This is a genomic window from Streptomyces nidicola, assembly GCF_050106155.1.
Classification (GTDB): Bacteria; Actinomycetota; Actinomycetes; order Streptomycetales; family Streptomycetaceae; genus Streptomyces.
The window spans coordinates 447,649-470,927 of record NZ_JBNBPI010000001.1; the positions used below are offsets into that span (position 1 = coordinate 447,649).

A 23,279-nucleotide genomic window follows, 5' to 3' on the forward strand; every position below is an offset into this window, starting at 1 on the left:
GACGTCAATCGGACGCGCCCCGCAACGAAATGAACCGAATACCTCACCCCTTTCCCACCAGCTCTTCGGACCTGTCAGGAGCGGATGTCCAGTCGGGACGCGGCTCGCCGGAGTGCACGGTTCCGGAATTGATGGCCCAACGGGCGATCACGAACGAGAGCGGCGTGGCAAGTACGCCCGCAGCCAAGGCGGTGACGTTCTTCCCCATTCCGAGGGATTGAACGCCGAGGAAGAGCAGTGCCCCGCTGAATACCAGATTGACGAGACTGGACAGCGGGAAGCGGAAGAAGGCGCGCCATGTGGGCTTCGCGCGGCATGTGAAGTAGGTGTTCAACAAGAACGACCCGCCGACACTGACTGCGAATCCGATGACGTGAGCGGCCAGGTACGGGATCCAGTGGTTGAGCCAGACGTACACGGCCATGTAGACGGCGGTATTGACGATTCCGATCGTCACGAAGGAAGAGAACTGCCGCAGGGTACGGAGCCCGGTGTTTCCGGTGCGCGGGCCCTTCGATCGCACGTTCGCCACCACGGCGGGCGGCGGCATGCGTCCGGCCACCGGGGCGGGAACGGTGCCGACTCGGCCTGCATCTTCCTCGGTCTCTCGCACCACGTACAGCGGCCGGCGTTTCGTCTCCCCGTAGATGCGGCCGACGTATTCGCCGATGACCCCCAGCGTGGCGAGCTGGATACCGCCCAGGGCCACGACGGCGATCAGCAAGGTGGCGAAGCCGGGCACGTCGACCCCGTGCACGATGACATCGGCAGCGATCCACAGCGCGTACGCGAATGCCGCGAGTGCCAGGGCCAGTCCGGCGTAGATGACCAGGCGCAACGGGCGGCTGTTGAAAGAGATGAGGCCGTCGATGCCGTAGTTGAGGAGTCGTCGGCCACCCCACTTCGAACGCCCGGCGGCGCGGCCGACGTTCTGATACGTGAAGCTGACGGTCTCGAAGCCGATCCAGGAGAAGATCCCCTTGGAGAACCGGTTGGCCTCCGGCAGCGCGAGGACCGCGTCGACGGCGCGTCGCGACAACAGCCTGAAGTCGCCCTCTCCATCGATGACATCGACGTCCATGCAGTGGCCCATGGCGCGGTAGTAGGCCGAACTGACCGTTCTGCGCAGCATCCCCTCGCCCGATCGGTCACGGCGAGCGACTACCTGGTCGTAGCCGTGTTGCTGCAATTCCAGCATGCGGTGCAGAAGTCCGGGCGGGTGCTGGAGATCCGCGTCCATGAGAGCCACTGTCGCACCGCATGACATGCGCAGTCCCGCGAGCATGGCCGCCTCCTTGCCGAAATTCCGGCTGAAGGACATGTAGCGCACACGGGGGTCCGCGGCGGCGAGGGCCCGCAACTGGCCACGGGTCGTATCGCGGCTTCCATCGTCGACGTAACAAACCTCGAATGATCGACGCGTATCGGCGAGGACCGACATCAGCGCACAATGAAAGGTGTTGATCACCTCTTCCTCGTCGAAGCACGGCACAACAATCGAGATCTGACACTCTTTCATTGGGCACCTCAGCAGGTGTGATCACGGCCGTTCCGGCGACAAGCACCACCATGCCGCACCCATTTAAGACAACGGTAAGAGAATGCCCTGTGTCGCGGTGAGATCTGTAGGCTCGAGAGAAACAGCGCCGCATAGCTGACCATGCCTTCGTTCTTCCTCGGAACCGATGGTGAAGGAGGTGCAGCGCGTGCTGGATACGCCGGAGAACCCTGCCCGGGACCAGCGCCCCGGAGATGTTCCTGCTCCGCGGGTGACTGTGCGGGCACCCGCACGACTGGGGCTTCTCTCGTTCCTGCCGCTGGCCGTGTTGGTGTTCGCTGCCTGGAATGCCCGGTGGGTACGTCCCGGCGGGGATGACTGGTGTTTCCTGCCGGTGGTGCGTGACGGCGGGCTGCCCGCGATGGCCGAGAAGTTCTACAACCACGACAACGGACGCCTCGTCAACGCCGTACTGGTGTGGTCCTACGCGCGGTTCGGCAACGCGGGCCAGCAGTGGTTCGCGCCGGTCAGCGGCGTGCTCGTCCTCGTCCTCATGTGGGCCCTCGTCGCCACTGTTCTGCGCGTCTCTTGCCTCAAAGCTCCAGGCGGAGTTCCGCTCCTGGTGGCGTCCATGGTGACGGCCCTGTTCCTCTTCGGCTCGCCCAACACCTACAAGACGTTCTACTGGCCGGCCGCCTCCGTCTCCCACACCCTGCCCCCGGTGTTCGCCTGCGCGGCGGCCATCCCGGTACTGCGGGCGACGTCGCGGCGGGCGAAGGGCCTGGCAATACTCATCGTGGTCGTGACGGGAACGTGTCTGGGACTGCTCTCAGAAGAAGCCAGTGTCGTCGTGTCCGTCGGCCTGACATGTGCGCTGCTAGTGAGCCGGACCTTCCCGGATGCACGCCGCCGGTTCCTCCGGGCGTGCTGCGCCGCCGGGATCACAAGCATCGTCCTCGGCCTCCTGATCCTCTACACGTCCCCGGGCGCACAGCGCAGGAGGGAGAGGAAGCACGCCTCGACCATGCTCACCCACGACTCGTTACTCGCGTCCTTGCATGGATTCGCCGAGATCACTTTCATGGTCTTGACGACCTGGCAGTACCTCGGAGCCATCGCTGTGGGTGTTGTCCTGGGCCTGCTGATGCACGGCCCCCAGAGCCATCTCGCCCTGGGAAGGACGTACGCCTTCGCGGCCGGTGCCGCTGCATGCACCCTGCTCATCTCCGGGTACATCTGCACGGTCATCACCTACCCCGTCTTCGGGAAGGCGGTGGTGTCATCGACGCGACTGTGGAACGACTACCTGCTGCTGTACATCGTGTTTCTCGTCTGCATCGGCACCCTCGTCGGCCGCGGCCTGCATCGCCGAACCCCGCGAACCGGCCCGGTCTTGGCAGCGGGGTCCGTGGTGTGTGCCGCGGTCTGCGTCGCGCTCGTCGCGTCGCTCGTAGGACTCGAGTCGAGCATGGCCACGCGCGCCCACGACTGGGACCGCCAGAACCGCTGGATGCAGAGTCAGGCTGCAGCCGGTGTCCAGGTCCTGCCGTACAAGCGGCTACCCCTCAGCAAGATGACCGAGCCGTTCCGCCACGGCGGAAGAGCCAAGTGGCCGGCGCCCTGCATCGCCGACTACTACAACGTGCAACACATCACCCAGGCTTCGAAACTGCCTTGACCAACACCCCGCCCAACAGAGCTGCCATTCCCGCGACTTGGCACAGTCAGCCGGACTCCTCCCCCTGGGCCACCTCCACGCGGTGATGGACGGCGACCAGCCCAGCGGCACCGGCGGCGAGGGACAGGGCAGCGCAACAGGCGAGGGGAAGTGCGATCCATCGTGCTGCGCGCCGCCGCGGCGCGGGGGCGAGTAGGGCGGCAACCCGCTGGGGTACCGGACCTGTCGTGGCCGCGGGGGCGAAGTCCGGGCGTGCGCTGCGCGGTGATCCAGCGGAGTGGCCGGCGAGCGCGGCGCGGGCGACGGCGCGGGCCGTGAGGCGTCGGTCACCAGTGGCCCGTGCGGCGGATTCGTCGGCGGCGCGCTCGACCGCGAGGCGGATGGCGGTACGGACCGCGCGAAGGGCGGGGTGGCAGCGGGCGGCGAGTTCGGCTGCGGCGAGGACGTAGTGATGGCGGCCTTGATTGTGGGCACGTTCGTGAGCTATCAGGGCCTCGCGTTCCGCGGCGTCCAGGCTGCGCAGCATCGCGGTCGTGACGACGACCCGGTTCGGGCGGCCCGGCAGGGCGTACGCGTCGGCGTCCGGCGAATCGATGACGCACAGGTCACCGACGGTGGGCCGATGGTCTGCCTCGCGGGTCGCCGAGCGCAGGGCGCGCAGTTGGCGGACGGTCCAGCGGGTCAAGGTCCAGGTACTGATGGCGAGGGCGCCCATGGCCGCCGCGGCCATGGGCAGAACGATCAGGCCGGAGGGGACGCGCAGGGGGTGAATGAGCTCGGCGAGCGGGGCGAGGGCGGGGAGGGTGAGCAGCCCGGTGAGCGCGGCGGTGCCGAGGGACATGACGGACGCCGCCGCCAGTACGAGGGCGGTCGCGGTGAGCACGTACACGGCCGGCGCCGGGGCCAGACGCTCCAGGACGTGTCGGGCCAGGGGCCACGCCGCGAACGGCAGCAGGAGCGGCAGCAACATCAGCAGCAGCGGGCTCACGTGTCGCCACCTTCGAGGAGCTGACGCAGCAACTGCTCGTCCTCCGGGGCGAGTTGGTCCACGAAGCGGGCCAGTACCGATTCCCGGTCGTGGTCCCGGTCGAGTTCGGTGTGCATGCGCCGCGCGGTCAGGCCCGGCGCGTCCTGCACCGGGAAATAGGCGAAGCCACGCCCCTGGCGCTCACGCCCGACGATCCCCTTCTCGAACAGCCTGGCGAGGATCGTCGTCACGGTGGTCCGGGCCAGACCGCGTGCGAGGTCGGCCTGCACCTGGCCCGGAGTGAGCGGGCCGTCGGCCGCCCACAGGGCGGACATGACCGCAGCCTCCAGTTCGCCCGCGGGCCGGCGTTCGTCATTGGTGTCGGTCATGGAACCGCCCTCATCCCACCATCGTCTACAGTCGAGTAGACCGTCTACAGAATTGTAGTCGCCCGCTGAAGGTCGTTGCACGGCTTCCGGCGGACCACGACCAGATTGCGAGGGCTCACAGCGATGCCCCCTGCCTTCCCTCTATCGTCGCAGCTCGCCGTCAATGTGCTGGACCCCCATTCACTGCTAGCCTCCTTCGGCGTGCTCGGGGTGGCGGCCGTGCTCTTCGCGGAGACCGGCCTGCTGATCGGGTTCTTCCTGCCCGGTGACTCGCTGCTGTTCACCGCCGGCCTGCTCAGCTCCGGCGGTGACCACGGCGGCCTGCGCCTGCCCTTGGCCCCGTTGCTGGTCGCGGCCGCCGTCGGCGCGCTCGCGGGTGCGCAGGTCGGCTATCTGCTGGGGCGCAAGGGCGGCGGAGCCCTGCTCGACCGCAGCCACTCGAAGCGACTGCACGAGGGCGCCCGACGGGCCGAGGAACTCCTCGGCCGGTACGGGTACGGCAAGGCGGTGGTCCTGGCCCGATTCGTGCCGGTGGTGCGCACCGTGCTCAACCCGATGGCGGGCGCCCTGCGGGTGCCGCTGCGCACGTTCACGCTGTGGCAGGCCGTCGGCGGTGTCGTCTGGACCGTGGGGCTGACGCTGGCGGGGTACGCGCTCGGCTCGTCCGTCCCGAACGTGGACCACTATCTGCTGCCGCTGGTCGCACTGATCGTGGTGGTCTCGCTGCTGCCGCTCGCCGCCGAGCTGTACCGCTCGCGCCGGGCCGCGCGGGCGCACAAGGCGACGGAGGTACGAGGATGATCGGGGCGCACGACGGGCCGCTCGCGGCCTTCGACGGGGCATCGGTCGACGGGGCCGCCTACAGCGATGTGGTGCGCCTCGCCGGGCGCGCGCCCGGCTGGCTCGATTCCACCGTCGCCCTGTGGTCGACGTACGGGCTCCTGCTGTTCGCCGTGCTCATGGTGTGGGCCTGGTGGCGGGCCCGGCGGGTGGGTCCCGAGGCCGCGCTGACGGCACTCGCAGCGCCGGTCCTGGTGCTCGCCGCCTTCGCGGTGGACACCCTCGTGAAGTCGGTGGTGCGCGAGGTGCGCCCCTGCCGCAGCCTGCACGTGGCGACCCTGGAGGCGTGTCCGGCGCCTGGCGACTGGTCCTTTCCCAGCAATCACGCCGCGCTCGCCGCGGCGGCCGCCGTCGCCCTGTGGTTCGTCTCGCGCCGGCTCGGCGTCGTCGCGGTCGTCGCCGCCTTGGCCATGGCCGCGTCCCGGGTGTGGGTGGGGGCGCACTACCCGCACGATGTGGCGGTGGGGATCGCCGTCGGCGCCCTGACCGCACTGGTGGGCCTGACCGTGCTCCGGAGCCGGCCGACGTCCGTGGCCCGGCGGCTCGCCGCGTCACGGCTGCGCCCGCTCCTGCTCGCCGGGTCATGAACCGCCGGGAGACGGCGGACCTGGCGGGCAGTGTCAGCCTCGGCGCATGGGCCGCCTTCGGCCTCCTCGGCATGATCGCGATCGGCCGGCCCGACGCCCCACCCACGCCGGACCACCAAGTGCTCGCCTGGGCTCTCGGGCACCGGCCCACGGAACTGCTGGCCTTTGCCCGGGGCGTGACCGCCACCGGCACAGGCCCCTTCCCCTACGTCCTGGTCGTACTGGCGGGAGTCCTCGTGGGGTACACCGCGCGGCAGCGGCTGGCCGCTGCCGCGCTGGGCCTGCTGTGCCTCATCGCCGGCCAGGCCCTGCGCTACGGCGCGATGGTCATCGTCCAGCGGCAGCGCCCGCCGCAGGTCGACTGGGCGACACACGCCTCCGGTTGGTCGTTCCCCTCCGGGCATGCCACCACGGCCGCCCTCACCGCGGGCCTTGTCATTGTCGCCGTACGCATCCGGGCTCCGCGGGGTCGGAATCTGCTGACCGCCGTGATCCTGCTCTGGGGGATCACGGTCGGGCTGACCCGGGCCCTGCTCGGTGTCCACTGGTGCACCGACGTCCTCGGTGGCTGGCTGTTCGCCGTCGGCTGGGGTGGATCGTGCCTGTGCGCCGCATCCTGGTGGCTGCCCGAGCGGTTCATCCCCCGTACGCCACAGATGTCGATCGAGTCGGGGGAGGTCCACCGTGCGCCACAAGATCCTGGTCGTTGAGGACGACCACGCACTGCGTGACGTACTGCTGCGCGGGCTGCGCGAGGAGGACTTCGACCCGATGCCCGCCGTGGACGGCGCCACCGCGCTGCGGCTCGCGTCCGACGAGGTCGCCGCCGCCGTGCTCGACGTCGGGCTGCCCGACGCGGACGGCCGCGATGTGTGCCAGGCCCTGCGCGCGAACGGACTGGACTTCCCTGTCGTCTTCCTGACGGCCCATCACCAGCTGACCGACCGGCTCTCCGGGTTCTCGGCGGGCGGCGACGACTATCTGCCGAAGCCGTTCCACCTCGTCGAGCTCGTCGCACGGCTGCGCGCGACACTGAAGCGGTCCGGCCCCGCGCGGCCCTCCACGGCCGGCGACCTGACCCTCGACGCCGTGCGGTACCGATGCGCCGTCGGTGACACCGAACTCGCTCTCACACCCACGGAGTTCCGGCTCCTCGCCGCGCTGATGACGGCATCCGGCGACGTGGTGCGGCGACGCGATCTGGTCAGGGCCGGCTGGCCGGGAGGCGCACGCGTCAACGACAACACGCTCGACCAGTACCTGACCCGGCTGCGCCGCAAGCTGCGCGAGGCCGGCAGCACGCGCACCATCGACACGGCACGCGGCATCGGCCACCGCCTGTCGTGACCGCACCCCTCGCCCGCCTCGCACCCCGCACCCTGCGCGGCCGGCTTTCCCTGGCGGCGTTCACCAGCGCGGCACTCCTGATCACGGTCCTCACGGTCGGCTTCAACGCGGTGGCCCGGCAGCACCTTCAGCACCAGGCGGACGACGAACTGCACGCCCGGGCCGCGGCCGTCGCCACCACCGTCGACACGAGCCGGGCCATCGTACGGGTCCACGAAGGCACCCACGACGACCTCCTCGACAGCAACGTATGGATCTACGGCGGCAGCCGGCCGGTCGAGCGGCCGCCGAACGCCGCGACGGGCGGTCCGCTCGACCGCGCGGCGCGCACCCTGGCCGCCACCGACGGACGACGCTGCGCCACCACCGGCGGGGTTCGGCCGGTGCGCCTGTGCGCGCTGCACCTCCCGGGCCGAGGGGCAGGCGCCACCGTCGTCACGGCGCTCGACCTGACGCCCTACCAAAACTCGGCTGACACCCTGCTGTTCGGCTCTCTCGCGCTGGACGCCGTGATGCTCGCCTGCACCTACACCCTGACCCGGCTGGCCGTCGGTCGCGCCCTGCGTCCGGTCCGCGCGATGACCGACCAAGCGACCCAGTGGGGCGCCGTCGCGTCCGGGGAACGCTTCGGCGCAGGCGAACTGCCCGCCGAACTCGCCCGCCTGGGTGCGTCGTTGGACGCGCTGCTCGATCGCATCCGCACGCTACTGCGCCACGAACGACAGCTCACCGCCGAGCTCTCGCACGAACTGCGCACGCCGCTCAGCCGGATCATCGCCGAGCTCGACTGGTGGCAGGCCCGCCCCCGCACCTCCGCCGACACCCGCGCCACCCACACCACGATCGCGACAGCCGCCGCATCCATGCACACCATCTGCGACACCCTGCTCCTCGACGCCCGCGCGGGCGTCCCCACCACGCCCGGCACCACGCTCATGCTGCCCGCGCTGCACCGGGCCGTCGAACAGCTCGACCTGCCCCGCCATCTGTCGCTCACCGTCACCGTCGTCGGCCAGGACCCGGACCTTCAGGCCGGAGTGGGCAGCGCCCTGCTCGAACGCATCGTCGGCCCGCTGCTCGCCAACTCCCTGCGATACGCCCGCTCCTGCGTATGGGTACGAGCCCGGTCCGACGCCGACGGCGTACTCGTCGACGTCACCGACGACGGCCCCGGCGTACCGCCGGACTTCGCCGCGCAGCTCTTCGTTCCCGGCCGGCGCGCTACCCCCGGCGACGGACACGACGGAGCGGGCCTCGGCCTGCCGCTGGCGCGGCGCCTGGCCCGCTCGGTGGGCGGCGAGGTGCACTACGACGAGCAGCACACCCCGGGCGCCCGGTTCACCGTCCGCCTGCCTCCCGCGTGACCGATGCCGTCAAGGTCGTACGGCGCTCTCGTACGTGGGCGGACACCATGAGAGCGCCCAGGATCGCGAGCAACACCGCCGAGGAACCCGCCGTCCCCAGATCCAGGCCGCCCTTGGCGACCGGCTTGGTCAGGAAGTCGCCCGCCGTCGCCCCCAGCGGGCGGGTCAGTACGAACGCGAACCAGAACAGCAGCACGTTGGGCACGACGGGCACCCGCATCAGCGCAAGGAGCACGACCAGGGCGCCTGAGATCAGCAGCGCTCCCCCGGCGTAGCCGAGCCCTGAGCTGTCGGACAGGAAGTCCCCCATGGAGGTGCCGAGCGTGTTGGACACCAGGATCGCGGACCAGAACAACGCCTCGGCGCGGAAGGTGACGATGTCCCGGATCGCGAAGGTCATGCCGGTCAGCCTCCAGCCGATGAAGATCGCGATCAGAATCGAGACGAGGATCGCGGCCCCTGCCGGATAGCCCAGACCCAGACCCTGCGGTCCCCAACCGAGCGAACTGGTCCCCGGGGCCAGGTACTTGACGCTGGCGTCCCGGTTCATGAAGTCCGACATCGTGGTGCCGGCCATGCTGGTGGAAAGGATCACGAGCCAGTACAGCAGCGGGTTGTAGCGGCGCGAGGCAAGCTGCACCACCAGGGTGATTGCGAAGAGCAGGAACAGGGCGACTGTGGTGAGGAAATAGCCGAGCCCGAGGGTCTGGGAGAAAAGGTCACCGGCCGTCTCCCCGAGGGTGGTCGCCGCGATCTTCATGATCCAGAAAGCGAGGGTCACTTCGGGCAGCTTGCGCACCACCTGCGCCCCGGCATCCACCGGACTCGCGTCCTCCACACGCATCCGGCGTGCCGCCTCCAGGGCGGTCTCCGTCTTGTCCAATGCCGCTCACTCCTTGGTCCGTTACCATGCCGTGCGACCGAAGGTCAGGCGCACGAGCACAGCCAGGACCGACGGATCACGGACCTGACCTTGGCAAGGACATCCTGAAAACTTCCTGAACGACTGCCTCTACGGAGACTCCGAGGTCAAACGGCGCGGTGGGCCCGTCGCTCCTGCTCAGTGATGTCCTTACGAGTGACGACCAGAAACACGACCAGGGCGAGGATCACTGACAGGAACAGAGCGCTGGTGACCACCGTTCCGAGGCCGAGACCACCGTCCCCGGTCGGCTGCGAGAGGTAATCTCCCGCCGATGCGCCCAGCGGGCGGGTCAGTACGTAGGCAATCCAGAAGCTCCACACGGCGTTCATTCCACACGCGAAACGCACCACTGCGACGGCAGCGATCGCCAGCGCGAACAGCACCGCGGAAAGCCAGTACCCCACGGCCATCCGCTCCGCGATCAGATCCCCGGCCGCCGTGCCCAGCGCGAAGGTGAACAGCACGGCAAGCCAGTAGAAGCACTCACGGCGGGGCGTGTCGACGCTGTGGATGGACAGGGTCCGCTCGCTGCGGAACCAGAACACGAAGACGACGGCGAGGCACAGGGCGAACACGGTGGTGCTCGTCTCCAGCGGCACCCCGAAGTTGTCGGTGAGGTTGTCGCTGACCAGCGTGCCGACAATGCTGACCAGGGCGACCGCCGTCCAGTACACGCCCGCCCTGTAGGCATTCGTACGAAACTGGACGACGAGCACGACCGCCAGCAGGGTGCCCATGAGCAGCGAGACGCCGGTCAGTCCGAGCCCCGGCTTCTCGTTGAGGAGATCAGCGGCGGTCTCACCGACCGTCGTGCACAGCACCTTGATGACCCAGAAGTAGACAGTGACTTCGGGGACCTTGTTCCAGCGCGGAGGGCGGTGGGCCGCCAGCGCAGTCGCGCCTGTGGCGGATGAGGTGTCGGAGATTTCGGATGTCATGGGCCCGACGCTGTCACCGGGAACCTGAATCATCCTGACTGCCGCGTGGTTCACCCCGCGCCCCGGCTCCACCACGCACAGCATGAACATCATGAACTCCCGTAGCGAGCGGGCCATCACCCTGCTCCGCCGACACCTCGGGTGGGCCGTCACCGCCGCCTACCTCGCCGCACTGCTCCTGCCCGGCCCCGGCGTGTGGCTGCGCCACCCTCATTCCCTCCCGTTCGCACCAGGCCGGCCGCTGTCCATGAATGTCACCGGCTGGCTCCTGGCCCTGGTGCTCTTCTCGGCCGGACTCCAAGTCCCTTTACGGGAGTTGGGATGTCTTCTTCGTCGTCCCGGCATCCTGCTGGCCGGCCTCGCGCTACACCTGACGACCCCGTTGCTGATCATCCCGCTTGTCGCGTTCCTCCTGCACCAGTCCCCCGACACCGACGGCGGCAGTGGCCTGGTCACGGCGATGATCCTGATCGTCGCCATGCCGGTAGCTGCCGGGGCAACGGTGTGGACCGGCAAGGGCCAGGGTGACCAACCAACCATGGTGGGCCTCGTCCTGGCCTCCACACTGCTCAGCCCGCTGACGATCCCGCTGACCGTGACGGTGCTGGCACCGCTGCTCGGCGGCGGTTACGCCGACACCCTCACCTCGGCCGGGCGGAGCCTGCACAGCGGCTTTGCGCTCACCGCCGTCGTACTGCCGTGCGCGGCAGGGTGCGCCAGCCGCCTGCTGCTGCCACACCGGTGGGCCGAGCGGGCCTCGGCCACCGTCACGCCCGCTGCCCTAGTGGGTTCGCTGCTCCTGACCTACGTCAATGCCAGCGGCGCGCTCGGCTCGTTCCTGCTTCGCCCTCGCCCCCTGCTGCTCATCGCGGCCGTCACGGTTGCCGCACTGGTCTGTACGTTCTCGTTTCTGCTCGGCCGTCTCACCGCCCGCGCCCTGCGACTCGACGCACCGGAGGCTTCCTCACTCACTCTCGCCTGCGGAATGAACAACAGCAGCGCCAGCGCCGTCCTGTTGACCACAGCACTACCCGACAAGCCACATCTACTCCTGCCGGTCCTCGCCTACGGACTGCTGCAGAAGACTGCCGCGAACCGGGTGGTACGGCTGCGCGCCCACTGAACGCGATGAACATGGTTTCAGTGACGTGGCTCGCCACGGCGGACAGCCCCGGGGGCGCGCGGGCCGTGACGGTCGGCCCGCGCAGAGGAAGCGAGCTGCCAGGGCACGCTGGTCACCATGACGCCGGGGGTGAAGATCAGCCGAGCCTTGAGCCGGAGCGCGGACTGGTTGTGCAGCAGGTTCTCCCACCATCGGCCGACCACGTACTCAGGGATGTACACGCTGACCACGTCACGGGAGGCTTCGCGGCTGATGGAGCGTACGTAGTCGACGACAGGTCGGGTCACCTCTCGGTAGGGAGAGTCGAGGACCTTGAGAGGCACATCGATGCCGAGTTGCTGCCACTGCTCTTCGACTGCCCGTGCCTCGTCGCGGTCGACGGCGACGGTGAGCGCCTCCAACCGGTCCGGCTTGAGAGCGCGAGCGTAGGCCAAGGCGCGGAGCGTCGGTTTGTGGACGGTGGAGACCAGCACGATGGCGATGACGCGGGAGGGAGAGGCCAGATCGGCCTGCGGGTCGGTGCTGGTCAGCTCGGCGGTGGTGCGGTCGTAATGCCGCCGGATACCTCGCATCAGCAGCCACAGCACCGCGGCGGCCAGCACCGCCAACCACGCGCCGTCGAGGAACTTCGTCAGCAGGACCACGACCAGCACCAGGCCTGTGATCAAAGCGCCCACGGTGTTGACGATCCTGGCGAGGTGGTGCCGGCGCCGGAGCGTCGGTGCACTCTCCGAAGCGAGGACCTGATTCCAGTGCCGGACCATGCCTACCTGCGAGAGGGTGAAGGAGGTGAAGACACCCAGGATGTAGAGGTGGATCAGGGACGTCACGTTCGCCTCGAACCCCCACAGCAGCAGGGCAGCGATAATGGCCAGCGCCACGATGCCGTTGGAGAAGGCGAGTCGGTCGCCCCGGCTGTGCAGCTGGCGGGGCATGTAACGGCGCTGCGCGAGGACGGACGCGAGCAGCGGGAATCCGTTGAACGCGGTGTTCGCGGCGAGGACCAGGACGAGCGCGGTGGCTGCCTGGACGTAGTAGAAGCCGACGCTCTGCTCGCCGCCGAAGACGGCGGCGGCGACCTGAGCGATGACGGTGCGCTGCGGATAGGTGGAGCAGTCCCCGCCCAGTCCGGTGAGCCGGCAGGCGTCGTCGGCGATGTGGACCTTGGACATGATGGCGAGGGCGGTGACACCGACGAACATCGTGACCGCGATGAGCCCCATCACGGTCAGGGTGGTCGCCGCGTTGCGTGACTTGGGCCTCCGGAAGGCCGGAACTCCGTTAGAGATCGCTTCCACGCCGGTCAGCGCGGTGCACCCGTTGGAGAACGCACGCAGTACCAGCATGACCATCGCCAGGCCGGCCAGGTGTGTTTCCCCTGCCTGGGGCCGGATGCCGTACGAGGCGCTCTCGGCGACCGGCGCGTCCCCCACCAGATACCGGAAGACACCAGTGGCGATCATGATCAGTACGCCACTGATGAAAAGGTACGTCGGGGCCGCGAAGGCCCGCCCGGACTCACGCACGCCCCGCAGGTTCACCACCGCCAGCAGTGCCACAAAACCGATGGCCATCAGTACCCGCTGCGGATGCAGCTGAGGGACGGCGGAGATGATGTTGTCCACCCCGGACGCCACCGACACCGCCACGGTCATCACGTAATCGACCATCAAGGCCGCGCCGACAACAAGACCGGCACTCGGCCCGAGGTTCGCCGACACGACCTCGTACGAACCCCCACCACTGGGGTAGGCATGCACGACCTGCCGGTAGGACAGCACCACCACCGTCATGAGGGCGACGACGGCCACCGCGATGCCCGGCACGAAATGCACGTACGCCAGCCCACCCAGAGTGAGGACCAGCAGGATCTCCTGTGTCGCGTAAGCAACCGACGACAGGGGGTCCGAGGCAAAGATCGGCAGGGCCAGACGCTTCGGAAGCAGCGACTCGCCTAAGACGCCATTTCAGTTGGTCAGTCTGCGGTGACAAATGAGGGTCGCGGCGATGGAGGTGAAGGCGAGGAAGTGTTCTGGCTTTCGCTCGTAGCGGCGGTGGAGGCGTCGGCAGCCGGATAGCCAGGACACGGTCCGCTCCACGACCCAGCGGTTCCGGGCCAGGTGTCGGGATGACTCGATGCCCCTGCGGGCGAGGCGGTGTTGGATGCCGCGGGATGCCAGCCACCGTCGCAGGTGGCGGTAGTCGTAGCCCTTGTCACCGTGCAGCTTGCCGGGCCGCCGGCGTCGCGGGCCGCGACGTGAGCGGATCGGAGGGATGCCCCGGACCAGCGGGATGAGTGCCTGACTGTCGTGGAGATTCGCGGCAGAGATGCCGATCGACAGGGGCAACCCGCGACGGTCGACGATCAGATGGATTTTCGACCCGTTCTTGCCACGGTCGGTCGGATTCGGTCCCGTCAGCAGCCCCCTTTGAGGGCCCGGACGCTGACGGAGTCGATCGCACACCGCGACCAGTTCAGCCCGCCCTGGGAACCGAGTTCGTCCAGGACCAGGCGGTGGAGCTTGGCCCACACCCGGGCTTCGGTCCACTCGGTGAACCGGCGGAAGGCGGTCACCCCCGACAGCCCGAAGCCGGGCGGCAGTTGGTTCCACGTGCAGCCCGAGGTGGCCACAAAAATGATTGCGGCCAGCACCTCTCGGTCACCTCGTCGACGATGGCCACCACCCTGCGGGCGAACCGGTGCCGGCGGCACCACCCGTTGGAACAACTCCCACAGGTCTTCCGGCGCCATCCGTTCGACAAGCGCAGCAGTCATCACCCCAGACTGCCGCAAGATCACGCCAACTGAAATGGCTTCTAACTCGCTGCTGCGCAGGGCTCGGCCGACCATGAGCCGCTTCATCACACCGGTGATCCTGACCACCTCACGAAAGTAGAGGGGCTACCCGCCAACCCGAAGGACCCTCGCCCAGCAAACCGCAGCGATTGACGGAGGACAGTACGCGGGTCCATGCCTGTGATGCTGCTGCCTGCGTCCCCTCCAGCCCGCCGAGTACCTCGCTGCACTCCCCGCTGCCGCCTCCTCGCCATTTGGTGGAGGGGGCCGCTCCCTCACACCCCCTGGCCCAGCGTGGCCCTCACAGCGACGTCCCACCACAGCCAGGGGGCTTTCCGGCCCTGACCGCGGGCCCAAGACTCCTCACACACCGGCTGACATCCACGCGAGAGTGCAGCACACCCACACTGCTCTCCCGGCCCGTGCATTCCGTCAGCGCCGTCATTCCGGACACACCCGTGCAAGCAACCCCGGCGGCATCCCAGCCCGTTCGCTCGCTGTGAGGTCACGGCTGACGACCGAGCACGGGCGCCGCTTCCACAGGTGCACAGGCAGCCGGCAGCTTGAGCAGAGGCAGGCAACCGAACAACCGCCCCCGCAGCCACACGCACTACCGCAACGTCACATCGTCCGGGCCTCAACAGGTGCCCAACACGACCTCTCCGTCGATACTGGCGATGGAGTAGCACCCTCGACAAGGAACACCTGACGACCCGTCGACAAAGTCAGCATTGAGTCTGCATCACCCCCGCCCAACCCCGCCATCGACCGCCACGGACCGCCAAGATCCAGAACCGCGAATAACCAACTTGACCAGGCAAAACCCAGGCCAGTGCGCTACCTGCTAACGCCACTCGGAGGTATTAATGAGAATGTTGATCAACTTGCCTGAAGGCCAAGTTGATCATCGAGCAAGTGGCGGCGCCAAAGCGGTCTACGTACGACTCGCTGATACCAGGCCCTCCACAGCCGCACCAAGTCGCCATTCGCAGTGACCCTGGCATCCACGCCATATAGGGAGGGTCCGATGCGCCCGCAGTTCATGGACGCCAAACAGACTGCCGAGTACCTCAATATGTCCGTCACCTGGGTCTATCGAGACTCATTGCGCCTCGGCCTCCCCGCCTACAAGTTCGGGGCTGGAAGGAATGCGAAGTTGCAGTTCAAGGTGTCCGACGTCGACGCTTGGACTCGCCAACAGCGCCTTGGCTGACGACGGGCCTTGCACCCCGGAGCCGCCGCGGTCGCGTGAGGTCAATGATGAGCACACACTCCAGGAGCGGTACTTTTAATCCACGTGGTCCTCCCAGTCGAGGACGTCGTCGCCGTCCTCTCCCTTCTCCGGTGGCAGCTCCCCTGTTCAACTGCCGTGCGCTGTTGTCCGCCGGGGATGCCACGACGGAGTCGGCGCCGTTGAGGCCCGGCCGGGAGTAGGCGGGAGTACGCCGGCCGTGTGCCCGTGCGGTTCAACCGCACGGGCACTCTCTCTATGGTGCTCGTATGGGGCGGCCGCCGCCGATGGTCGGCGACAACAGCGGCGGCCGCCGGCGCAAGACCCCCATGTGGCTCCCCAAGCGCACGGGGTTCGCGCACGGATCGTCCTCACGGCCCCCAGGGCGTGCGGGAGTTCGCCCCGGCTCGAGTCGGCCGTATGGACGAGGGCCCGGGGCCCGCAAGACCGTTCGCTGTAGCTGCGGGCTCCGGTTTCCCTGCTGGTCCGGCTGTTCCTCAGGGCCCGGGGGCTGGGGGCCGTCGCCGGATTCCAATCAAAGGGACCCGGCTCGTCTGTTCGAAGCTTAGAGTGCAGCGGGCGCCGGGCAACAGCAGGCGATTCGGCCTGACCAGACGGGCAGGCCGCCGCGATGGAGGACGACGGTCGCCTGGTCTGTGCCGGCGCAACAGGTGCACGCGTGCGTCCGGATACGCCCGTGCCCAGGGCTGCTCCTCGGCGATCTCATGGTCTGCGATGTCCGGTGGAAGGTTCTGTGAGGGTGGTCGGGTGCTGTTCGTGAGGTGTCTGCGGAGCTGCCGCACATGGCTCAGTTGCTGCTGGAGGGGAAACGTCGGGTCAGGCGGCTTGTGGCAGCACGTGGCCGTGAACGACGTCGCGGTGCTCTGCGGAACCCCGCCGCCACCGCCTTGCCCGACATGCCGCCGAGCAGTACACCGCCCGCGGTGCGGCTCCCAACTCCAGCGGAGAGCCACACACCGGGCAACACCGCTGTAACGGCAGCCCGACGTCCCCGGACACAACCATCAGGCTGGACCCGCCCAAAGATCCAAATCAGGAGATCAGACACAGGCTCTGAGACAACGGCCCCGAAACGGCACCCGGACAGGGAGGCAGGCGCCTCGACACACCTTATCGGCCCGGCATTTGAGTCCCGTATTGGCGAGGCTTCGATGACCCAGTGTTGACCGGCAGCGGTGAGGCCGTGGGTCGAATCGGGTAGCCCGCCGTGACCCTGTCTGACTTTTACCTCACCTATTCCTGGCTCCCCTTTTTCGTGTGGCGCTGTATGTTAATGCGCACCCGGACGCCAGAAACACCACTACGAAGGGTGTAATCGTCGCCGCCGAGAAGATTATCCACTCCTGTGCAATGAGTGACCTGACTGCGACCGAAACAAGAAAAGCTATGGCTCCATACCCTGTAGCGAGTGCGACGCCTTTCCCAAAGTGAAGGATCTTTTGATTCATCGGTCCATTCCTCGGGTTAAATGGATTGCGTGGAAGTCCCGCATAGTCGATCCTGCGTCATGCGAGACTTCCCTTCCGGCGTCTTGCGCTAGTCGTCGCAGTCGTACTGCTTCGTCTTGTAGACCGGGCTGTACTTCCACTTGACCTCAACCTTGCAGTCGTGCGTTGCAGCGTGAACGAAAACCGCCCCCAGGTGCGCCAACGTATAGCCGCTGAGAGCCAGGCAGATGTGCTTTGCGGTACTGTTCGGAATGGCGTTGCAGACAGCGGACGCTACTGCCACCCCACCTGCAATCTTCGACGACACTTTCTTTACTTCACTCTTGCTCCAGCGGACATATATCCACCAACCGAACGAGACTTTCGGGTCAGCGACGACCGGGTACGCCGTATCGTCGGACGTCTCGATGGTCTGAGTCACGGTGCTGCCGCTAACCTCGTACGAGGTGGGTAGAGAGGCGCCGTTCGCATCTTGGGCCCACGGAGGTTCGATCTCGCCGACCACGAGCGTAACGAGGCCGTCGCCGTCGGGGTCGAGGGCGTCTGCGGTTTCCCCGTCACTCAGCACCGAGTCCACTTCGGCGTCATCCAGGGTGACGTCCTTGGTCATGAGGATTTCGCCGCTATCCCCAACAGAAAGCTCGACTCCCTCCGGGAGGTCCAGGGCGAAGCTGAATTGGTTCGGTGCGGTTTTGTCCTTCAGCGTCATCAGGGTTCGGATGTCACCGTCGGTTGTAGCCTGCACAGCAGTGGCGACCGGTGCATCACCGGTTGCGTAGGCCACGGTCCCACTTTCGGACTTCCCCGAAGAGTCAAGATCGTCTACCGGAAGGTCGATCCCCATCTTTTCCCCTGATGGGCCGGTCATAGTGACACTGTCCGAGGCGCTTCGGGGGATATCAATCGTCCCAGTGTCGGACGTTATGACGCTCACGCTGTCAGTGTCGGACGTTGATTCACTCACAACGTCCGATGTTCCTGTGGCGGTTTCCACGATGTGCGCGACGTCCTCTGGATCCCAGAACACGTCGGGTCCCGCGTGTGCAGGCAACGTAATCGCCGCCGTGGCGCTCATTGCAAGGAGTGCGGCCGTTGAAACTGTCCGGCCTCATCTCCCGGATCTAGAACGCATCAATTTCTCCTCGTCATTCAGTTGTCTCCCGATGTACCATCCGATGCTCCGGCATGGCGCACTCTGCGCCGTCACGCTCGGGATCCCCCAAATGTGAAGCGTGCGTGACTACTGGCCTTGTACTGTCCCAGCGGTATGAGGTGAACGCAACAAGGAATACGCCCTTCACCGAGGAACGTAGTGGTCCAGTTAATATCGATCTTCGTAACGGCCCGCCGAGTTTACCGGCAGACCGTTACGAAAGATCGATTAAGGCCGTGCTGCGACCTGCTGCCGCAGTCGGAAATCTCGGGCCTTTACTGTGAAGTCTCGGAACTCTGCGCCCGGCCGCTCGTTGCTCTCGACGCGGGCCCGGAACTTGCGAACGAACTCTCCGCCGCACGCGGATTTCAGCCCCTCGCCGCGCCTCGGCCCGTCAGAGAAGCTGGCGCTCGCGCCGAGCTTTGATTGGGAGCGCCTTGCCGCCTATCCGGCTCACGTAGGCCAGTCCATGGCAGACCTGCCAACACGCGATGGCCCCACAGAACCGGGAGCGCGCAGGCACGCCCAGGCTCGGTGGGACGATGCCGACGTGATCCCGGAGGAGTTCGTGCCCACTGCGGGCAGCGCGCCTTTGCCTTGACGGAGGTGAGGAGATGTCTTCGCTATGGAAGCTCCAACCTCTAGCGAGGGATGATCAAGTCGGTGAGCTGGCCGGCAGTCGGCATCCGTCCACGATTGAAGACGACCGCGACGAACAGGACCACCACGGGGAGCAAGGGGACGAGTGCGGCCTCGGGCAATCCGAGTACGGCCGCACCAGCCATGACTGACACGACCACGAGTCCGACCATGAGCATCCGCAGCCGCTCCCTCGGTGCAGCCGGAACCACACCATCGAGTTGATCCGAGTCGAGCAGGTCGTCGATACGCCCTTCGGCGTAGCGCTCGGCGATCGTCAACAGCATCACAGCGAGTTCCTCAAGGGCTCGTCCAGGGTCGGAGTCCTGCCGCGCTTCGGCTCTTCTCAGCGCACCCACTACCAGTGCGGCATGGGCCTTCAACTGCCGCTCGTTGTAACGTCTGGCTCTGGCACGTCGAGTGCGGTGCGCCCGCCAGATGACCTGCTCCACCGGCTGCATGGACACCCGCGGGATCTGGCAGTCCGGCTGTGTCTCCTCCCAACGGCGGAGAACCGCGGCGCACTGGGCCGCGACCGTCAACAGTGCGACAGCCGGCCAGCAACGCCGGTACTCCGCCCGGGGACCCGCCTTTTCCGGGTACCCCGGCATGGCCTCCAGGACGTAGGGGGCGTAGGTCCCCCTGCTACCGGAACTGGTCAGATTTGTGCGCTTGATCAGGCGGACTTCGGCGACCAAGAAGAGGAGAAAGGCGAGGAGGTTCATGGCAGGCCCGATCGCGTCAAAGTCCCAGGTGCGCGCTGACTCAGGCACGGCGATGACGTTGCTGACCAGCTGCTGCACCAAACCTGGTTCCGGTCCAGGGTCCGCGCTCAATCGCAGATGCTCCCAGTCGGCCATGGTGTCGACCCGCACCAGGACAAGCAGCAGCAGGGCGAACCGGAGTGTCTTGATGGGCATGGCCAAGGGCAGAGCGCGCCACCACCGCACGACATACCGAGGTGCCAGACCGTGTCCGTCGACCCGGTCTTGTATTCGTGGCGGAAGCAGCAGTATTTGTTCCAGAAGCGGTCCCGCCCGACGCGTCCCTGCGTTCTCGCGCAGCCGCTCGAAGCGGTCTGAAGTCCGGCCGATCCAGCGCTGAACCGGGCCAGGGACGAGGACCATCGCGGTCGCGACGACGACCGCCAACTCGAAACTCAGGATCAAGATTTGCCTCAGCACCGCGACAGTCTCACGTACCGCACCGACAGGTGCGTCCTGAACACAGTTCCCCAGCAACAGAGTTGACGCACGCAGTGCAGATCTGACGTGGACGGCGCCGGTTCGTTCTTACCGACCGGCGCGCCCAACATCTCCACAGGGCGTACGGGCGTCAACCTCCCACCGGCGCATTCGCTCGTACGCCCCATCACTTACCGCAATCGCGCCCGTTGTGCCGAGCATGACCGACACCACGGGCGGCGGCTCGCCCATGCCCCGGTATGGCGACCGCACCACCTGGGCGCCTGCCGCAGACATTGTTCGGCTGACAGCCTGCGGGGCCGACGTGCTCCCGTATACGGAACGAGTGATTGCTTGGATTGCAGCGGACGAGCTCGTGTCGCTCGCGGAGGGACCCGACGCGGCCCGGGACTTGAACAGCAGGCGAGGTTATCTACCGGACAGTCAACAGAACCGTCGCTTTGCCTGGATGTTGCGCGACCGCCCCGAGGACTTTGGTGCAAGTGGCACGCCGATTCTGATGGGGGCCGACTACCTCGGGTTCCACCCTCACCGTCCCGATCGACGTGTCACCCTGGAACTCCACGGTATGGAATGCATCGATGGGTTCCAGCGGCTCGTCATCCTCAACCACGCCTTCCGTGAATTGCGACAGGGGCACCTGTCCCGCACCCGACTGCGAGTCGAGATCGTCACCGGAGCCGCCCGAGAGCAGGCCCGGCGACAGCATCACGATGATCACCTGTACCTGAACTCCGCACATCCACGGGACAACCTGTCTCGATGCATTCATCTCACCCGTATCCGCGATCAGTTCGCGGGGGCAGGCACGCATTTTGACTATCGTCGTGGCGTCGTGGCCGGCCCGCACTCATGCGGGTACGACGTTGCTGACGTCTTCCGTGCACTCGCTTGCTGTACCCCTGGTCGGTCTCCTGTCCTGGCTCACGCCCTGAGTACGGACTCTGGTCTAGGCACGGTGTGGTCGGATCTGGCAGACCCGTACTACGTGAACCTGATGAATGCGGACGTTCATGCATGGAGTGTCGAACGCGCCACGGCCGCATACACTGCCGCGCGCCAGGTTTTGGCTCGTCTGGACACCACCACACTCACTGGCCATGACCACCTCATCCGCTATGCCCCCGATCTCATCATCTGGGCCGCGTGCGGCACCCTCCCGCTCCACGGCCTGCACCTCAGCGGACGCACAGCACCTCGTTGGGACACCCTGATCGACTGCGATGCTTTCCGGAACACCGTCGAGGCTGCTGCCACGAGCCTTGTGTCCGCCTACAAGGCAGCGCGCCCCAGGAGGCCGAGCGAGCGTCGGCCGTACAAGGGAGAGGGGGATCAGCTCGACGTTTGGTGGGAGATCGTAGATCGGGTTCGGTGGCTGCGTGAGCGGTGAGGCTGCCGGACGTTGACCGTCCGGCAGCGGGACGAGACTCGGACCCCGGCAGATGCCCGTGCGTGAGCGATGCGTGAGCGGACGTGGCCCCACAACCCGTCATTCGATGGACTCAGCCGTCCAGCAATTGCTGTCTGACCTGGATTTCCCGGACAATGGATCAGCCCCCGCGACCACCCACCACAAGATCGCGGACACTTCACCTCCACTGACAGGCGCTTCCACAATTGGTCTTCAGGCAGCGAGGTCGTGAAGCCCTCGGTCGAGGAGCCTCGCTGCCCGCCCGATCGATGCCGGCATGAGATGCCGGTAGATCCGGAACGTGACCTCGATGCTCTTGTGCCCCATCCACTCAGCGACATCGGTGATCGGGATGTTGTGTGCCAGGCAGTTCGCCGCGAAGAAGTGTCGGTACCCGTAGGTGGACATACCTGCCGGCATGTCCACGTCCTTGCCAGGCAGCTTCCGGTACCAGATGTAATTGATCGTGCTGTGGTTCATGTGCTTCGCACGGGTTCCCTGCAGGACGTAGCCGTCGTGGGTAGTTCCGTGCTTGTCGACGAAGCGCTCAATCGCTTCACGGATGCTCCGGGGCAGCGGGACCTCGCGGAACTCCCCCGGCTTCCTGTGCGTGAGTTTCTCGAGCTTCTTCGTCCGGTAGTGGACCTGCTCCGTGACGCGGTAGACGTCGTCGGCCACGATGTTGTTCACGTTCAGGGCCAGTGCCTCTCCGTTGCGCAGGCCGCAGCCGGCCATCATGTCCACGAACATCGAGAAGCGGTCGTGGTTCGCAGCCGTCTTGATCCCCGCGATCTGTTCATTGGTGGGCACGATGGCCCGCTCGGCCTCGTACTGTGGCGCGTCGACGTCCTGGAGGGGATGCTCGTTGATCGCGCCCTTGCGGCGGGCGTCGAGCAGCAGCGTCTTGAGGAGGACGTAGACCTTGAACTGGGTGGGGTCGGGCGTTCCCAGGCGGTCCATCGTCGTGAGGAAGTTCTCCACCACCATCGGGCTGAAGGTCTCCACCCGGCGTGATCCGAGTTCCGGGATCAGGTGGTTCCGCGCGAGGTGCTCGTACTCGTACGCCGTGCCGTACGCCAGCCGTCGCTGTCGGCCCATGTAGTCGCCGATGAAGTCCTCGAACCGCATCTGCCCGTAGTGGCGGATGAGCTCGGCCTTGGACGCCGGCGTGTTGGACTTCCACGCGTACACCTCGACGAGCCGCTCCTTGGCGGCGTCCTGGGTACGGAAGCCTGACTCCTCGCGCTGCTTGCCGGCCGCGTCGCGGTAGCGGATGAAGTACGGGTGCGGGCAGCGGGTGGGCTGGCTGCAGCTGCACGGCTTGGCGAAGGTGCCCATGCCGCGGGCGAGTTGCTTGGGGATGGATGGCAATGTACTGACCTCGGGCTCTTGCTGACCTTTTGCTGACTCAGCGCCCGTGATTGTGTTCGCGATCTCCGGCCGCACCAAACGGCGCGACCGGTCGGCCGCGGCTGGGCGGCCTGGTTGACGGGAATGTTTCGACTCCGTCAAACCGCGTGTGAGCAGGGGTTTTCCCGGGTTAGCGTCAGGCTCATGACACAGACGATCAAGGGCGGGGCCCCGCCTACTCACCCGATTCGACAGCTCCTCGCCGCCTCCGTCGGCAACGCCGTCGAGTGGTACGACTGGTACGCGTACACATTGCTGACTCGGGTGTAACGGGGCGGCACTGGAGCCTCAAACCCACAAGTTCGGTG

Annotated in this window: 20 protein-coding genes; 10 read left to right on the forward strand and 10 right to left on the reverse strand. The window is 67.0% G+C overall.

The features are described from left to right. Positions 1 to 43: 43 nt before the first annotated feature. Positions 44 to 1,519 (reverse strand): glycosyltransferase, encoded by a 1,476-nt coding sequence (locus tag ACOKM3_RS02100; protein ID WP_426896262.1) that lies wholly within the window; start codon positions 1,517 to 1,519, stop codon positions 44 to 46. Positions 1,520 to 1,685: 166 nt separating this feature from the next. On the opposite strand from ACOKM3_RS02100, the gene ACOKM3_RS02105 reads away from it, so the two are divergent. Beyond that, on the forward strand, positions 1,686 to 3,176 hold the full coding sequence (locus ACOKM3_RS02105; protein WP_426896264.1) for a DUF6056 family protein: 1,491 nt from the start codon (positions 1,686 to 1,688) through the stop codon (positions 3,174 to 3,176). 46 nt (positions 3,177 to 3,222) lie between these two features. Here the strand turns inward: ACOKM3_RS02105 and ACOKM3_RS02110 are convergent, their stop codons facing one another. Together ACOKM3_RS02110 and ACOKM3_RS02115 are read right to left on the reverse strand one after the other, a co-directional pair. Continuing rightward, positions 3,223 to 4,164, reverse strand: a complete 942-nt coding sequence (locus tag ACOKM3_RS02110; RefSeq protein WP_426896266.1) for a M56 family metallopeptidase — start codon at positions 4,162 to 4,164, stop codon at positions 3,223 to 3,225. Continuing rightward, positions 4,161 to 4,532 carry a BlaI/MecI/CopY family transcriptional regulator gene (locus ACOKM3_RS02115; RefSeq protein ID WP_426896268.1) on the reverse strand — a complete coding sequence of 124 codons (372 nt, stop codon included), beginning with the start codon at positions 4,530 to 4,532 and terminating at the stop codon, positions 4,161 to 4,163. The genes ACOKM3_RS02110 and ACOKM3_RS02115 overlap by 4 nt, the downstream gene beginning before the upstream one ends. A gap of 123 nt (positions 4,533 to 4,655) precedes the next feature. Here ACOKM3_RS02115 and ACOKM3_RS02120 point away from each other — a divergent pair, with 123 nt between their 5' ends. Genes ACOKM3_RS02120 through ACOKM3_RS02140 form a run of 5 tightly spaced genes read left to right on the forward strand, consistent with a single transcriptional unit; the run spans position 4,656 to position 8,670 of the window. Next, on the forward strand, positions 4,656 to 5,333 hold the full coding sequence (locus tag ACOKM3_RS02120) for a DedA family protein (RefSeq protein ID WP_426896270.1): 678 nt from the start codon (positions 4,656 to 4,658) through the stop codon (positions 5,331 to 5,333). Continuing rightward, positions 5,330 to 5,959: a phosphatase PAP2 family protein gene (locus tag ACOKM3_RS02125; protein WP_426896272.1), complete on the forward strand. Its 630-nt coding sequence runs from the start codon at positions 5,330 to 5,332 to the stop codon at positions 5,957 to 5,959. Before ACOKM3_RS02120 ends, ACOKM3_RS02125 begins: the two co-directional genes overlap by 4 nt. After that, on the forward strand, positions 5,956 to 6,669 hold the full coding sequence (locus ACOKM3_RS02130; protein ID WP_426896274.1) for a phosphatase PAP2 family protein: 714 nt from the start codon (positions 5,956 to 5,958) through the stop codon (positions 6,667 to 6,669). The genes ACOKM3_RS02125 and ACOKM3_RS02130 overlap by 4 nt, the downstream gene beginning before the upstream one ends. After that, positions 6,644 to 7,306 carry a response regulator transcription factor gene (locus ACOKM3_RS02135; RefSeq protein ID WP_426896276.1) on the forward strand — a complete coding sequence of 221 codons (663 nt, stop codon included), beginning with the start codon at positions 6,644 to 6,646 and terminating at the stop codon, positions 7,304 to 7,306. Before ACOKM3_RS02130 ends, ACOKM3_RS02135 begins: the two co-directional genes overlap by 26 nt. Continuing rightward, the gene (locus ACOKM3_RS02140; protein ID WP_426896278.1) at positions 7,303 to 8,670 is read left to right on the forward strand and encodes a sensor histidine kinase; all 1,368 of its coding nucleotides are present in this window, start codon (positions 7,303 to 7,305) and stop codon (positions 8,668 to 8,670) included. The genes ACOKM3_RS02135 and ACOKM3_RS02140 overlap by 4 nt, the downstream gene beginning before the upstream one ends. Here ACOKM3_RS02140 and ACOKM3_RS02145 read toward each other — a convergent pair. Beyond that, on the reverse strand, positions 8,645 to 9,553 hold the full coding sequence (locus ACOKM3_RS02145) for a COG4705 family protein (RefSeq protein ID WP_426896280.1): 909 nt from the start codon (positions 9,551 to 9,553) through the stop codon (positions 8,645 to 8,647). The two genes, ACOKM3_RS02140 and ACOKM3_RS02145, sit on opposite strands and share 26 nt — an antisense overlap. A 146-nt stretch (positions 9,554 to 9,699) precedes the next feature. Next, positions 9,700 to 10,533, reverse strand: a complete 834-nt coding sequence (locus tag ACOKM3_RS02150; RefSeq protein WP_426896282.1) for a COG4705 family protein — start codon at positions 10,531 to 10,533, stop codon at positions 9,700 to 9,702. Between the two features lie 91 nt (positions 10,534 to 10,624). Between ACOKM3_RS02150 and ACOKM3_RS02155 the strand changes: the two genes are divergently transcribed. Continuing rightward, complete coding sequence (locus ACOKM3_RS02155; protein ID WP_426896284.1) at positions 10,625 to 11,656, forward strand: bile acid:sodium symporter family protein; 1,032 nt, start codon at positions 10,625 to 10,627, stop codon at positions 11,654 to 11,656. Between the two features lie 17 nt (positions 11,657 to 11,673). Here the strand turns inward: ACOKM3_RS02155 and ACOKM3_RS02160 are convergent, their stop codons facing one another. Together ACOKM3_RS02160 and ACOKM3_RS02165 are read right to left on the reverse strand one after the other, a co-directional pair. Further along, a complete protein-coding gene (locus ACOKM3_RS02160) occupies positions 11,674 to 13,602 on the reverse strand; it encodes an APC family permease (RefSeq protein ID WP_426906671.1) in 1,929 nt (642 codons plus the stop codon). Positions 13,603 to 13,623: 21 nt separating this feature from the next. After that, positions 13,624 to 14,432 (reverse strand): IS5 family transposase gene (locus tag ACOKM3_RS02165; protein ID WP_426906672.1). Its coding sequence is split into 2 segments (ribosomal slippage): positions 13,624 to 14,082 and positions 14,085 to 14,432, totalling 807 coding nucleotides; the frame shifts between segments, so codons are not numbered across the junction. Positions 14,433 to 15,480: 1,048 nt separating this feature from the next. Here ACOKM3_RS02165 and ACOKM3_RS02170 point away from each other — a divergent pair. Next, positions 15,481 to 15,666 carry a helix-turn-helix domain-containing protein gene (locus tag ACOKM3_RS02170; RefSeq protein ID WP_426896286.1) on the forward strand — a complete coding sequence of 62 codons (186 nt, stop codon included), beginning with the start codon at positions 15,481 to 15,483 and terminating at the stop codon, positions 15,664 to 15,666. Between the two features lie 1,575 nt (positions 15,667 to 17,241). Here ACOKM3_RS02170 and ACOKM3_RS02175 read toward each other — a convergent pair. Both ACOKM3_RS02175 and ACOKM3_RS02180 read right to left on the reverse strand, forming a co-directional pair. Next, positions 17,242 to 18,228 carry a hypothetical protein gene (locus ACOKM3_RS02175; RefSeq protein WP_426896288.1) on the reverse strand — a complete coding sequence of 329 codons (987 nt, stop codon included), beginning with the start codon at positions 18,226 to 18,228 and terminating at the stop codon, positions 17,242 to 17,244. A gap of 719 nt (positions 18,229 to 18,947) precedes the next feature. After that, a complete protein-coding gene (locus ACOKM3_RS02180) occupies positions 18,948 to 20,129 on the reverse strand; it encodes a hypothetical protein (RefSeq protein WP_426896289.1) in 1,182 nt (393 codons plus the stop codon). Positions 20,130 to 20,349: 220 nt separating this feature from the next. On the opposite strand from ACOKM3_RS02180, the gene ACOKM3_RS02185 reads away from it, so the two are divergent. Next, complete coding sequence (locus ACOKM3_RS02185; protein WP_426896291.1) at positions 20,350 to 21,540, forward strand: hypothetical protein; 1,191 nt, start codon at positions 20,350 to 20,352, stop codon at positions 21,538 to 21,540. A 234-nt stretch (positions 21,541 to 21,774) separates the two neighbouring features. Here the strand turns inward: ACOKM3_RS02185 and ACOKM3_RS02190 are convergent, their stop codons facing one another. Continuing rightward, positions 21,775 to 22,932 carry a tyrosine-type recombinase/integrase gene (locus ACOKM3_RS02190; RefSeq protein WP_426896293.1) on the reverse strand — a complete coding sequence of 386 codons (1,158 nt, stop codon included), beginning with the start codon at positions 22,930 to 22,932 and terminating at the stop codon, positions 21,775 to 21,777. Between the two features lie 183 nt (positions 22,933 to 23,115). On the opposite strand from ACOKM3_RS02190, the gene ACOKM3_RS02195 reads away from it, so the two are divergent. Further along, positions 23,116 to 23,241: a hypothetical protein gene (locus ACOKM3_RS02195; RefSeq protein WP_426907035.1), complete on the forward strand. Its 126-nt coding sequence runs from the start codon at positions 23,116 to 23,118 to the stop codon at positions 23,239 to 23,241. The last annotated feature ends 38 nt before the right edge of the window (positions 23,242 to 23,279 follow it).